This is a genomic window from Caldicellulosiruptor morganii, assembly GCF_026810225.1.
In the GTDB taxonomy this organism is placed as follows: domain Bacteria; phylum Bacillota; class Thermoanaerobacteria; order Caldicellulosiruptorales; family Caldicellulosiruptoraceae; genus Caldicellulosiruptor; species Caldicellulosiruptor morganii.
Genome location: NZ_CP113865.1, coordinates 1,430,393 through 1,444,363, shown reverse-complemented (window position 1 = coordinate 1,444,363; position 13,971 = coordinate 1,430,393). Strand labels below are relative to the sequence as shown.

Below are 13,971 nucleotides of genomic sequence, written 5' to 3'. Positions count from 1 at the left end.
AGCCTTAATAAGAGGTGTAAAAAAACGTGGTAACAGTTCAGGCCAAGCTTATTTTTGAAAGTTATGAAGACAGGCAAAAGGTACTGGAGCTTATGAGAAGATGGTCTTCGTGCATGAGATTTGCATATAAAAGGCTTTTAGAAGGCTTTGATAGAAATAATCTCAAAAAAGATTTGCAGGGGATTTTCAATTTGAACTCAAGATATGTAGATGATGCAATAATGAAAGCAAAGGGTGTTTTAGAGTCCTGCAAGCAAAGAGGGGAAGACCCAAGGAAAGCTATCTTTGGTGGCAGGCAGCTTTTTGAAAAGCTCAAAAAGCGGCATATGAATGGAAAGCCTTATAAAAAGCTCAAGATTGAGTGGCAGGAAAAGAGGAGAGGGAATTTATATTCAAGAGGAGACAGGAGCAAGAAAGGGAACTTAAACACAAGGATTGTGACAAATGAAAGAGGCACATTTTTGAGGATAAATATAGGAGATAGAAAGTATGTATTTGCCAGATTGTCAGCCGGTTTTAAAAAAGACAAAAACAAAGAAGAAATTTTACAGGAGATTGCTATTCTTGGAGTGCCTTATTCTGTAGAGCTAAAACTCAAAAATGGGAATGTGTATGCTTACTTTTCAGCAGAAAAACTCTTTCCGGCGACAGAAATCACCAGAGAAAACGGTGCTATAGGGATAGATACAAACGCATATCCAAATCACATGGCATGGGTAGAGGTGGACAGAAGCGGACAGTTTATAAGCCATGGCAAGATTCCAATGCCGGAGCTTGACAGTGGAAACTCTGACAAAAGAGAGTATTACAGATGGCAGTATGCGCATGAGATTGTGAAGATTGCAAAAGAGAAAAGAAAAGCTATTGTGATAGAGAGGCTTGATATAAAAGACAAAGGGCAAAGAGGAGATTTTTCTTTCAGAAAATCAAGACGGATAAGGCACTTTTTCAGCTACAGGTCGCTTCTTGACAAAATCAAGATTTTAGCAAAACGAGAAGGGATAGAGGTTATAGAAGTAAATCCTGCATATACATCAGTGATAGGGATGCTGAAGTTCGCACCGCAGTTTATGGTAAGCAAAGATGTTGCAAGCGCATATGTGATAGCAAGAAGAGGACTTGGGAAAAAAGAGAGGATACCTGCAAACTACATGAAGCTTTTAAATAGTCTTGATGTAAGTAGTTTAGAAGAGCTAAAAGAGTATGTAAGCAAAGAAGTTAAGAATATACACTTGAGAAGGAAACAGATAAAAGAAATTGAATATGTAATGCGTAAGATACAAAGCTCTGGGAGTGAGTCAGGGAGGCTATTTGCACCTCTGGATGGAACAAGTGCGATTAGCTGTAGCGCAGGCTACAATCTCTGGCGAGTTCTCAGGGTAGCGGTGGTGACGCCACTCTCCCCTGACAGGGTGTTGCGAGACATGTCTGTCCTGAAATCGGTATTGGTTTCAGGGCAAGTGGGGAGACCGGAAATCGGCGCAAGTTCCTACTTCTTGGGGTAGGGGCTATGGCTTTCCCAAATACCGCCTGCTGGGGCTGGGAAAGTCTTGAGATGGCGGATTACAAATACCCCAGCCGCCAAACTGTGCAATTTTGCACAGTTTGGTTGACCAGGTAATGGAGTAAATGCTCAATTTCTTGGCGCTTGATAAGCTTATTAAGGAAGCATTGATAGAAGACATGCCATATGGAGATATAACAACAGATCTGTTGATACCTCAAGACAGTGTATCATCAGCGATTATTCTTGCAAAGGAAGATGGAATCTTATGCGGTATTGATGTTGCCAGAAGGGTTTTTGAGATACTGGATGAGAGGACAGAATTTAGAAAGACAAAATCGGATGGACAGATTATAAAGAAAGGCGATATTTTAGCAGAGATTAAAGGGAATACACGTGCTATTTTAAAAGGTGAAAGATTGGCATTGAACCTCCTTCAGCGAATGAGTGGAATTGCAACTGCAACAAACAGACTTTCACAGCTTGTGAAAGGTTACAGGGCAGTTGTAACAGACACAAGAAAGACAGTCCCTCTTTTGCGAATGCTTGATAAGTATGCGGTTTTTGTTGGTGGTGGTAAAAATCACAGGTATTCTTTATCTGATGCAGTTTTGATAAAGGACAATCATATAAAAGCTGTGGGGAGTATAAGAGAAGCGATAAAAAGGGCAAGAGAAAGCATACCTCATACAATGAAGATAGAGGTTGAAGTGAGAACAATGAGTGAATTTGAAGAAGCACTTGAAGCAGGTGCTGATATTATCATGCTTGACCATTTTGGAATAGATGATATGAAAAAGGCTGTAGAAAGAGCTTCAGGTAAGGTTTTGCTTGAGGCTTCTGGGAATATAACACCTGAAAATATTGTGGAGATCGCAAAAACAGGGGTTGACATTATCTCGGTTGGTAGCATTACACATTCTGTAAAAAGTCTTGATATTAGTCTTGATTTTACACAAATGTGAAAAATATTTGGGGGCTATACAATGATTAAAAAAGTTTTTTGCCCGCTTGACTGTTTTGACAGCTGCGCAATTTTGGCAGAAGTACGCGATGGTAAAGTTTTAAAACTTTCTGGTAGCAGAGACCATCCTGTTACTCAGGGCTTTTTGTGCAAAAAAGGATATAGGCTGCTTGATAAGGTCTATTCTGAAAATAGAATAAAAAAACCTCTTTTGAGAGTTAAAAACCATTTTCATGAGATAGACTGGAATACTGCACTTGATCTGATAGCAGAAAAACTTGATGAGGTTTTGAAAAGATACAGCTCAAGTGCTATTTTGTATTACAGTGGCGATGGCTATGAAGGATATTTAAAGAATATAGAAAGGCTATTTTTTGACTATCTGGGCGGGGCCACATACTCTGAAGGTAGCCTGTGCTGGGGTGCAGGTCTTCTTGCTCAGAAAGCAGATTTTGGAAATTCGCTCTGCCATTCACCTTTTGATTTATTCAATTCCAACTGGATAGTGCTATGGGGGCGAAATGCACTCTGGACAAACCTGCACCTTTATTATCTTGTTTTGAAGGCTAAAAATAAGGGCAAAAAAGTAATGGTAATTGATGTTTATAAATCGCCCACTTTCAGGATAGCTGATGCAGGAATTTTAATAAGACCATCTTCTGATTCTTATCTTGCTTATGGAGCGATTAAGTATATAATAGAAAGCGGTAAAGAGGATAGGAGTTTTATTGATAATTATTCTGTTGGCTTTGAAGAGGTAGAGAAAATTGCCAGAGGTCTTTCTTATGATGAGATTGCAGAAAACTGCGGAGTATCGAAAGAGGTAATTGAACAGGTTGCAGAAATTTTTTTGCAAAGACCTGTCTCAACATTTATTGGCTATGGACCGCAGAGATATACAAATGGTGTTAATACAATCAGGGCAATTGACTATTTGGTTGCAATCTCTGGGAATGTAGGAATAAAAGGTGGCGGTGCAAATTTTGCTCACAGGTTTACACAAAATCTTGAACCTTTGTTTAAAGATGATAGCAGAGCTGTGAATAAACGTTTTTATAACAGAGCAAAACTTGGAGAGCATCTCAAGAGTTTATCAGAACCGCCAATTGAATTTGTTTATATCTCGGCAGGAAATCCTGTTTCACAATGTCCTGATTCTGACCTGATATTTAGAGAACTGCAGAAAAGGTTTGTAGTCAATGTGGATATGTTTTTAACAGCAATATCTTATGCTTCTACCTTAATTTTACCAGCAGCGAGTTTTTTGGAGAAGGAAGATGTATTCATCCCGAATATGTGGCATGATTATATAGGTATTTCAGAAAAGGCTATTGAAAAGATAGGTGAAGCTAAGTCAGAGGTTGAGATAATAAATGAACTTGCCAAAAGGTTAGGTCTTGATTTTCCTGTAAAATCTGAGAGCGAGTGGATAGATATTGTAAAACAGCACCTTGAAAAAAACCTGAATATAAGGCTTGATGGGCATTTTGCAAGGGGCTGTGCGATTGATGTACCATGGGAAGACAGGGTGTTTTCAACAAAGAGCAGGAAATTTGAGTTTAAAAGTGAGGAATTGGGAGTAGCTGTACCGGCTTTGGACCATGATCAAAAGCCTTTGAAAGATCAGCTGAGAGTTGTTACAATTCATTCTGACAAGACCCTGCACTCTCAGGAGTTTTTCAAAAGGGAAAAGCTTGCTTATATTAATCCTCTTGATGCAAAGAGATTGAATATCTCAAACAGGGATAAGATTTTGATATACAATGGATGTGGAGGGTTTATTTTAGAGGCTTGTATAAGTGATAATGTGGGTAGAGGATTTATAGTTGTTGAAGAGGGATTTCAAAATGAAAATATTGAAACAATAAATTCTTGTCTTTTTGCTTTTACAGCTGAAAAAGGCTCACAGGCTGCTTTTAATTCGAATTTTGTATTTGTCAGAAAGGTGGCAACATGAAAAATTTGTTTATACTTGCAGGTGGAAAGTCAAGCAGGCTGGGTTTTGATAAGCTCAACATAACCATTTGCGGGAAGAACATTTTAAGAATATTAGACAACAACATAGGGGATTTGTTTGATCAAAAATTTATTGTAGTGAAAGAAGAGAAAGACTTGAAGTTAAAGGATTATGAGGTAATAAAAGATGTAATTTCAGTTGATGCGCCTTTAGCAGGTGTTATCACAGGTTTAATGCATTCACAAAGTAGTAAAAATTTTATTTGTGCGTGTGACATGCCGTTTATAAGTAGAGATCTGGTAGAATATATGCTCTCGTTTGAAGGGTATGATGCTGTTGTGCCCTTTTACAATGGCTATTTTGAACCTTTGTGCTGTGTATACAGCAAAACATTTTTAAAAAATGCGATTGAGTGTCTTAACAGAGGAATATTATCTCTTAGCTTTGCTTTGAAAAACTCAAACATAAAAAAGATATCTTTAGATGAAATATTGCAATTTGACAACATGTTGATAAGTTTTAAAAATATAAATACTGTGCAAGATCTGGAGGAGACCAATGAAATATTTAAAAACATCATTACCAGACATATTTGATTTAAATGGGATAGATGTATCCGAAAATTTGATAGAAAAAAAGGTTGATATAGAGATTGAAACTCAGGAATTTTTTGAATATGTAAGTTCCAAGATAAATATTGACAGAATTGGTGAAGTTGTATTTGCTGTTAAAACAGGTGATTCAGTATTGCTTGTAAGACAGAGTGAGTACCCGCACGGTTTATATAGAATACCATCGGGTGGAATTGGAATTGGTGAAAGGGTTGTTAATGCTTTAAAAAGAGAAGTAAAAGAGGAACTTGCAATTGATGTTGAGAAATTTTCTATGATAGGTATCATTGAGTACAATTTATCTTATAAGCTAAAATCATATAAATTTTTTTCTTTTGTCTTTTTGATAGATGATTATAGAAAAAATGACTGTGTGGACACTGATGGAGAGATTTCTGAAGTTCTGGCTGTTGAGATACCAGAAATAAAATACTATTGTGATATTATCAAGCAGCAGAGCGGTTTTTGGAAGGATTGGGGGAATTTACGGTACCCTTCTACTTATCTTGTATACGAATACCTGACACAAAAGAGAATAAAATAAAGAGGTGTTTTTATCAAGATGGCAAAGGTATTCTTAGCAAAAGGAAAGGGTTTGAGAGTTGAAAATGGACATCCATGGGTATTCAGGCATGAAGTGGAAAGAATAGACGGAGAGTTTGAAGATGGTGATATTGTGGATGTATATAATTTCAAAAATAAGTTTATTGGGAAAGGTTTTATAAACTCTAAGTCACAGATTCTGGTCAGAATTCTCACAAGAAAAAATGAGGAAATTAATATAGATTTTTTTAGAAAAAAAGTCCAGGATGCGTGGGAATATAGAAAAAATATAGGGTATATTAATAATTGCAGACTCATATTTGCAGAGGCTGATTTTTTGCCTGGACTTATTGTGGACAAATTTGGCGATGTTCTGGTTATGCAAACACTTTCAAAAGGAGTTGACAGGTACAAGGATAAGCTGGTAGATATATTGGTTGATGTGATAAATCCAAAAGCAATATATGAGAGAAATGACGCAAAAGTACGGGAAATTGAAGGACTTGAGCTCAAGAAAGGTTTCTTGTATGGGAAGTCTTCAACAGAGGTAGAAATAGAAGAAAATGGTATAAGAATGATTGTTGATATAGAGAATGGGCAAAAAACAGGGTATTTTTTGGACCAGAAAGAAAACAGAGTTGCAATCAGAAATTTTGTAAAGGACAAGACTGTTCTTGATTGTTTTTGTCATACAGGCGGTTTTACAATGAATGCTGCCAAATTTGGGGCTAAAGAAGTGATTGGAGTTGACATTTCAGAGACAGCAATTGAACAGGCAATGAAAAATGCAAAATTAAACGGTGTTGAAGATAAATGTGAGTTTGTGGTTGCAAATGTATTTGACTATTTGAATGATCTTGATGACAAAAAGGAAAAGTATGATGTTGTGATATTGGACCCGCCGGCTTTTGCAAAGAGTATTCATACAATTGAAAATGCAAAGAGGGGATATAAGGAGATAAACTTGAGAGCAATGAAGATACTCAAAAAAGGTGGAATTCTCATCACATGTTCATGCTCACATTATATGAAGCCGGATTTGTTCTTTGAGGTTATAAAGGATGCAGCAAAGGATGCCAGAAAGACTCTGAGAATGATTGAATACAGAACGCAGGCAAAGGACCATCCGTATCTCATAAATTATGAGGAATCGTTATATCTAAAGTGCTTTATATTCCAGGTTTTATAGAGCATCAAGAGGAGGCGTATGCATAAATTGAACTTGCCAGAAGAATTTTTGTCAAAAATGAAAGAGATTCTGAAAGATGAATTTGAGGATTTTATAAAAGTGTATGATTCTGATAGTTACAAAGGGTTCAGGGTAAATACTGCAAAGATTTCGGTTGATGAATTCATAAAACGTATTGGTATAGAATTTGAGAAAGTTCCATGGTGTGAGGATGGGTTTTATATAAAGGATGAAATAAGACTGAGCAAACATCCTTACTATTTTGCAGGACTTATCTATATCCAGGAACCGTCGGCAATGTTTCCTGTTGAGGCTTTGGATGTGAAGGAAGGCGAAAAGGTTCTGGATTTATGCGCAGCGCCTGGCGGCAAGACAATCCAGATTGCAGCAAAGATTGGACCAAAAGGTATGCTTGTTTCGAATGATATAAAACCTGCAAGAATAAAGGCGCTTGTTAAAAATGTAGAGAATCTTGGACTTACAAATGTTGTGATTTTGAATAATAAGCCAAAAGAAATAGCTGAAAGCTATGGTGCATACTTTGACAAAATCCTGGTTGATGCGCCTTGTTCTGGTGAAGGGATGTTTAGAAAAGACCCTGCTTCTGCCAGGAAATGGACCTCCAATCATCCGCAGAAATATGTCAACTTGCAAAGGAGTATTATGACAGAAGTAGATGAGCTTTTAAAAGTAGGAGGGGAGATAGTCTACTCTACCTGTACATTTGAAATAGAAGAAAATGAAGGGATAATTGACTGGTTTTTGAGGAAGCATAAAAATTATGAAGTAGTTGAGATAAAGAAATATCCGGGATTTTCTGAAGGTATCACAATAAATGGTAATGTGGAACTTAAAAAAGCTGTTAGAATTTATCCTCACAAAGTTAAAGGTGAAGGACATTTTGTATGTAAGCTAAGGAAAGTTAAAGAAAGTGGCAATAAGTGGGTTTTTAAACCGCAAAAATGCCAGGTTGACAGAAGTGATTTGGAGATTTTTGAGAGATTTTCCCAGAATCATTTTGACATGGATTTAAAGAAATTTGAAAACAGGGTATTTTATAAAAAGGCTGACAAACTTTATTTGGGATATGAAGGACCATTTGACAGGATTACGCCAATAAGAAACGGGCTTTTGCTTGGAGAGATTTACAAAGGAAGATTTTATCCATCAGCCCACCTTGTCTCAAGTCTTGAGTTTGTGAATTTAAAAAAAGTAATCAACTTTTCAGTGGATGATGAGAGGTTAATCAGGTATCTGAAGGGTGAAACTATTGAAAATATAGAGAATTTAAAAGGATTTGTTGCTATGTGTGTGGATGGTTTTACACTTGGCTGGGGAAAAGCAGAAGGGAATATAATAAAAAACTACTTTCCAAGAGGATGGAGATTGGAGTAATATGAGGCTTGACAGGTTTTTGGCACACAGCGGTTTTGGAACAAGAAGCGAGGTAAAAAGGTTGATAAAAGAAGGTTTTGTAAAGGTAAATGGGGAAGAAGCTAAAAGTCCGAATCTGAAAATTGATGAGAGCAGGGATATTGTACAGGTGGGCGAGGAAATAGTAAGACTTCAGAAATGGGTTTACATCATGATGAATAAGCCGCGAGGGTATGTTTGTTCAAATAATGACCCGTTTTCACCTACTGTTTTTTCACTTATTCCTGAGACTCTGAAATATAGAAATTTACACACAGTTGGTAGACTTGATAAGGATGCTGAAGGGCTTTTGATAATTACAAACAATGGTGAATATACACACAGGGTTATATCACCGAGAAAGCACATAGAAAAGGAATACATTGTCAGGCTTGAAAGAGAGCTTTGCGAAGAAAAGATAAAGGTGTTTGAAGATGGTATTGTTCTGGATGATGGTTATAAAACCTTGCCGGCAAAATATACTATAATAGATGATTTTACAGTTAGTCTCACTATTCATGAAGGGAAATATCATCAAATAAAAAGAATGTTTGAGTCAATTGGAAATAAAGTTGTGTATTTAAAACGTATTAGAATAGGTAAGCTAAGATTGGATGAAAATTTAAAGCCCGGCAAATACAAAGTGTTAGATGAGCTTGAGGCTTTTTTAGTGTTTGAGTGACAGGTATTCATTAAAAAGGAGGAGATTAAAAAGAAATGAGCCAAACAGGAACAAAAAACCTTATTAAGATTTCTATATTTGGTGCACTTGCTTTTGTTATAATGCTGATTGAATTTCCGCTTGGGATATTTCCAGACTTTTTGAAACTTGATTTCAGTGATTCAATAGCTCTAATTATCTCGTTTGCTCTGGGACCTTTATCTGGGGTTGCAGTTGAACTTTTAAAAAATCTGCTTCACCTTTTTGTTACAAAAACAGCTGGAATAGGTGAATTTGCTAACTTTATGGTGGGCGGTTGTTTTGTATTTATAGCAGGGTACATATACAGTTATAATAAAACCAGAAAAGGAGCAATTTTATCTTTAATAGTTTCTACTATTGCTTTTTCTATATGGGCAGGTATTTTAAACTATTTTGTTTTTCTTCCTTTATACGAAAAGGTGCTGAAATTCCCTGTAACAGAAGTAGTAAAACTTGCAGCAAAGTTCAACAGACTTATTACTGATAAATTTACCTTGATATTATTTTCAATTATTCCATTTAATCTTGTAAAGGGAGCAGTAATTTCTATTGTTACATTTGCCCTTTATAAAAGGCTTTCAAAGATTGTAAAAAGATAGGAGATGGAGAGATATGGGTGTGTATTTTGAAAATGAGTTTGGCAAGATAGAGATAACAAATGATTGTATCGCTACCATAATAGGGCTTAGCAGTATGGAGAGCTATGGTGTTGTTGGAATGGCATCGAAAAATATAACAGATGGAATTGTAAACCTGCTTGGCAGGGAAAATTTGCATAAGGGAATAAAGGTTACAGCAAAAAATGGCATTGTAAATGCTGATATCCATATAGTTGTTGAGTATGGAACACGAATACCTGTAGTTGCTGAAAATATAAAGGAAAGGGTTTCATATGCAATTGAAAAGTACACCGGGTTAAAACCGGGCAACATCAATATTTTTGTAGATGGTATTCGCTTGTAGGAAGCTTAAGGAGGATGCAGTATGAAATTTTTAACAGCGGATGTATTAAAAGATATGCTAAAAGCAGCCAATAACTATTTGAAGCTGAACATAAAGAAGATAAATGCTTTAAATGTTTTTCCTGTACCGGATGGAGATACAGGTACAAACATGTCCGCCACACTTGCAAGTTCTATTAAAGAGATTAATGGCAAGGTTTTTAAGAGTGTTGACGAACTTATGAACGCAGTGGCTTTTGGTAGCCTTAAAGGTGCAAGAGGGAACTCCGGGGTTATACTCTCGCAGCTTTTAAGGGGCTTTGCAAAGCAGCTAAAGGGGCAGGATGTATTGGACATTCCAACATTTGTTGCCTGTCTTAAATCGGCAGCTGCCAGTGCTTACAGAGCTGTAATGAAACCGACAGAGGGTACAATGCTGACTGTTGCCAGAGGGATAGCTGAAGATGTTGAGAGGGAAGTTTCAGAAAATATAGTGAGCGAAATAGAAGATCTTCTTGAGCTTTGTGTTTTGAGTGGTAAAAAGTGGCTCAATAAAACTCCGGAGATGCTACCTATCCTTAAAGAAGCAAATGTTGTGGACAGTGGCGGTATGGGACTTGTTGTAATATTTGAAGGAATGTATAAGTTTTTAAAGGAAGGAATGACTTTTGAAGATTTGCAGCAAGAGGATGTTTATGATAAAACTTCTGCTATTAGTGCTCAGGAGATAAAATTTACTTATTGCACAGAGTTTTTTATAACAGGTTTGAAAAAGAATATAGAGGATGAGTTCAAAGAATACCTTCAGTCAATTGGTGATTCAATCATAGTAATTCAGGATGGAGAAATTTTAAAAACACATGTTCATACAAATTCACCCGGCAGGGTAATAGAAAAGGCTTTGAAATATGGTGAACTAATAAATATTAAGATTGACAATATGAAATACCAGCACCAGGAGTTTGTGAAGGCTGAAGTCAACAAAATGAAAGATAATAACATTGAGGATGAAATAATTACAAAAGAATATGGGTTTGTGGCTGTCTCGCAGGGCGAGGGATTTAATGAAATTTTAAAAGGTTTGGGAGTTGACTTTATTATAGAAGGCGGACAGACAATGAACCCGAGCAGCGAAGAGTTTATAAGTGCTATAAAAAGTGTTCCGGCAAAGAATATATTTGTATTTCCCAATAATAAAAATGTGATAATGTCAGCTGAACTTGCTCTTCAGCTAATAAATACAAAGAAAAACGTAAAAGTGATAAAGACTAATAACATTCCAGAATGTATTGCAGCACTTATACGTTTTGATATAAACTCGGATGTTGAAAAAAATCTGCAGCTTATGCAGGAAGCAATAGATTCTATAAAAGTTGTTGAAATAACTCAAGCTGTAAGGAGCACAAAGATAAATGGTTTTGAGATAGAAGAAGGTGATTTTATAGGAATATCAAAAAAAGAGATAATACAATCTGGCAAAGACCTGATGGAAGTGGCTTTCCTGTGTGCCAAAAAGATTGTCGACCAGAGTACTCAAATTTTGAGTATCTACTATGGCAGAAATGTAACCGATGAGGTTTTGCAGAAGCTTGTAAATAAATTAAGAGCTGAATACCCGGAAATTGATATAGAAACCTATGAGAGTGGAAATGAACTTTATCATTTTATAATTGTTGCTGAGATGTGATGAAGAAATGAAGCTGCTTGAAAAAGAGATAAGATACCTAAAAGGGGTTGGCGAAAATAGAGAAAAGCTTTTTAAAAAGCTTGGTATCAAAAAGGTTGAAGATTTGCTCTGGCATATTCCGAGAAAATATCTTGATTACAGTAAACTAAAAAAGATAAAAGACCTATCAGATGGTGAAATAGAGTCATTCGTAGGAACTGTTTGTGGAAAGCCAGTAGAAGTAGAAACAAGGAGTGTCAAGATAATAAAAATACCTGTTGAGGATGGAACCGGTGTTGTCACAACCATCTGGTTCAATCAGGACTATATAAAGAATGTTTTAAAAGAAGGAGAGGTATTTTGTTTTTCGGGCAAAATAGAGAGAAAGGGTTTTTACATTGAAGTTAAAAATCCCGAGTTTGAAAAGTATGACCAAAATCTTCTTCACACAGGAAGGATTGTTCCTGTTTATAACTCCACAGAAGGTTTGTCTCAAAAGGTAATAAGAAATATTGTAAATAACCTGCTATGTCAGGTTGAAGGACAGCTTGAAGATGCCATTCCGCCATACATAAGACAAAAGTATCATTTGAGCGAAATAAACTTTGCAATGAAGAATATTCATTTTCCAGATAACATGTTAAGCCTTAGCCTTGCAAGAAGAAGACTTGTGTTTGAAGAATTTTATCTTTTACAGCTTTCACTTTTACTTCTTAAAAAAAACATAGAAAAAAATGAGGGTGTGAAGATAGAAAAAGCAAAAGAAAACATAGAGGAGTTTAAAAGATTTTTGCCATTTGACCTGACAAACGCCCAAAAAAGGGTTTTGAATGATATAGCGGATGATTTGGAAAGTTCAAAACAAATGAATAGACTCATACAGGGGGATGTGGGCTGTGGAAAAACGGTTGTGGCTTTAGCCGCTGCATATGCTACAATTAAAGGTGGGTATCAGGTTGCACTCATGGCGCCGACTGAAGTTTTAGCCATTCAGCACTATAATGAGTGCAAAAAATATTTCAAAGAGAGAATAAATGTGCGACTTCTTATTGGTTCTACACCAAAAAAGGAAAAAGAGATAATTTTAAAAGAAATGGAATATGGGCTTTGCCCCATGGTGATTGGAACTCATGCACTGATTCAGGAAGAGGTTAAATTCAAAAATTTAGGCCTGGCAATTACTGACGAGCAGCACAGGTTTGGGGTAATACAAAGGGTGGAACTTACCAAAAAGGGTGATTCTCCTAACATACTTGTTATGACGGCAACTCCAATTCCGAGGACATTGAGTCTTGTGCTGTATGGCGACCTTGATATATCAATAATAGATGAGATGCCACCTGGTAGAAAAAAGATTTTGACATATGCGGTTGATGAGAGTTTTCGGGAGCGTGTTTACAGATTTATCAAAAAGCAGCTTGACGAAGGAAGACAGGTTTACTGGATTTGTCCTTTGATTGAGGAATCAGAAACTTTGAATGCAAAATCTGCTGTTGAATTTGCAAAACTATTGAAAGAGGGATTTTTTAAAGATTATAACATAGGCTGCCTGCATGGCAAACTTTCTTCAAAAGAGAGAGATAGAGTCCTTAAAGAATTTAAAGAGGGCTTGATCCATATATTGGTGTCAACAACAGTGGTTGAGGTTGGGATAAATGTTCCAAACGCAACTGTTATGGTGATAGAAAATGCAGAAAGGTTTGGTCTTGCGCAGCTTCATCAGCTTCGTGGTAGAGTTGGCAGAGGAGAGCATCAGTCATACTGTATATTGTTTAGTCAGAGTGATTCTGAGATAGCAAAAAAAAGAATGCTTGCAATAACCAGAAGCCAGAATGGTTTCGAGATAGCAGAGATGGATTTAAAACTGAGAGGACCCGGTGATTTGTTCGGGACAAGGCAACATGGGCTTATGAATTTTAAAATTGCGGATATAGTGAATGATATGGAAATTTTAAAAGAAGCGCGAAGAGCTGCTGAAGAAACCATAAGACTTAATCTTATTGATAAATCTTTGCTTGAAAAAATTAACAAACATTTTTACAATAATATAGAAAACATAGGTCTTTAGCCCTTCACAAAAATTTCTTGTTATATTAGTTTTAAAACTGTGCATATTAAATAGTGCAAAGAGAAAATCAATCTGTTGAAAAAAAAAGAGGTTAAAGACCATGGCAAGAAACAGAAAATTAGTTCCAGAGGCAACAAAGGCGTTGGATCAGTTAAAAACAGAGGTTGCAAGCTCAATTGGTGTTCAGCTCAAACCTGGTTATAATGGAGACCTTACAGCAAGACAGGCTGGGTCGATTGGTGGGTATATGGTAAAGAGAATGATTCAGGATTATGAAAACAGAGCTGCAGGAAAGCAATAAGGACCAGATACGTTTACAAAGATATACAACAACGAAGAGACTTTTTGAGTCTCTTCGTTGTTGTTTTTTTAGAGTGATTTTTATATAATAATCAATATATAAATAAATTGT

At 36.3% G+C, this 13,971-nt stretch carries 13 protein-coding genes; all 13 read left to right on the top strand.

Features of this window, described 5'->3' with window-relative positions:
* The first annotated feature begins 26 nt into the window (after positions 1-26).
* The 13 genes from OTK00_RS07075 to OTK00_RS07015 all read left to right on the top strand — a co-directional run bounded on the left by OTK00_RS07075 (position 27) and on the right by OTK00_RS07015 (position 13,860).
* A complete protein-coding gene (locus OTK00_RS07075; protein WP_045169647.1) occupies positions 27-1,505 on the top strand; it encodes an IS200/IS605 family accessory protein TnpB-related protein in 1,479 nt (492 codons plus the stop codon).
* Positions 1,506-1,629: 124 nt separating this feature from the next.
* Positions 1,630-2,469, top strand: a complete 840-nt coding sequence (nadC, locus tag OTK00_RS07070) for a carboxylating nicotinate-nucleotide diphosphorylase (RefSeq protein ID WP_045169646.1) — start codon at positions 1,630-1,632, stop codon at positions 2,467-2,469.
* 21 nt (positions 2,470-2,490) lie between these two features.
* Positions 2,491-4,425: a molybdopterin-dependent oxidoreductase gene (locus tag OTK00_RS07065; RefSeq protein ID WP_045169645.1), complete on the top strand. Its 1,935-nt coding sequence runs from the start codon at positions 2,491-2,493 to the stop codon at positions 4,423-4,425.
* The gene (locus tag OTK00_RS07060; RefSeq protein ID WP_045169644.1) at positions 4,422-5,021 is read left to right on the top strand and encodes a molybdenum cofactor guanylyltransferase; all 600 of its coding nucleotides are present in this window, start codon (positions 4,422-4,424) and stop codon (positions 5,019-5,021) included. The genes OTK00_RS07065 and OTK00_RS07060 overlap by 4 nt, the downstream gene beginning before the upstream one ends.
* Entirely contained in the window at positions 4,984-5,580 is a 597-nt protein-coding gene (locus OTK00_RS07055; RefSeq protein WP_045169643.1) for an NUDIX hydrolase, read from the top strand. Before OTK00_RS07060 ends, OTK00_RS07055 begins: the two co-directional genes overlap by 38 nt.
* An 18-nt stretch (positions 5,581-5,598) precedes the next feature.
* Positions 5,599-6,768, top strand: a complete 1,170-nt coding sequence (locus OTK00_RS07050; RefSeq protein ID WP_045169642.1) for a class I SAM-dependent rRNA methyltransferase — start codon at positions 5,599-5,601, stop codon at positions 6,766-6,768.
* An 18-nt stretch (positions 6,769-6,786) separates the two neighbouring features.
* Positions 6,787-8,163 carry an RsmF rRNA methyltransferase first C-terminal domain-containing protein gene (locus tag OTK00_RS07045; RefSeq protein ID WP_241765498.1) on the top strand — a complete coding sequence of 459 codons (1,377 nt, stop codon included), beginning with the start codon at positions 6,787-6,789 and terminating at the stop codon, positions 8,161-8,163.
* Position 8,164: 1 nt separating this feature from the next.
* A complete protein-coding gene (locus tag OTK00_RS07040; RefSeq protein ID WP_045169640.1) occupies positions 8,165-8,863 on the top strand; it encodes a pseudouridine synthase in 699 nt (232 codons plus the stop codon).
* 35 nt (positions 8,864-8,898) lie between these two features.
* Positions 8,899-9,483: an ECF transporter S component gene (locus OTK00_RS07035; RefSeq protein ID WP_045169639.1), complete on the top strand. Its 585-nt coding sequence runs from the start codon at positions 8,899-8,901 to the stop codon at positions 9,481-9,483.
* A gap of 13 nt (positions 9,484-9,496) precedes the next feature.
* Positions 9,497-9,847, top strand: coding sequence for an Asp23/Gls24 family envelope stress response protein (locus OTK00_RS07030; RefSeq protein WP_045169638.1), 351 nt, complete (start codon positions 9,497-9,499; stop codon positions 9,845-9,847).
* A 21-nt stretch (positions 9,848-9,868) separates the two neighbouring features.
* Positions 9,869-11,512: a DAK2 domain-containing protein gene (locus OTK00_RS07025; protein ID WP_045169637.1), complete on the top strand. Its 1,644-nt coding sequence runs from the start codon at positions 9,869-9,871 to the stop codon at positions 11,510-11,512.
* Positions 11,513-11,519: 7 nt separating this feature from the next.
* The gene (gene recG, locus OTK00_RS07020) at positions 11,520-13,559 is read left to right on the top strand and encodes an ATP-dependent DNA helicase RecG (RefSeq protein WP_045170187.1); all 2,040 of its coding nucleotides are present in this window, start codon (positions 11,520-11,522) and stop codon (positions 13,557-13,559) included.
* 100 nt (positions 13,560-13,659) lie between these two features.
* Entirely contained in the window at positions 13,660-13,860 is a 201-nt protein-coding gene (locus OTK00_RS07015) for an alpha/beta-type small acid-soluble spore protein (protein WP_045169636.1), read from the top strand.
* The last annotated feature ends 111 nt before the right edge of the window (positions 13,861-13,971 follow it).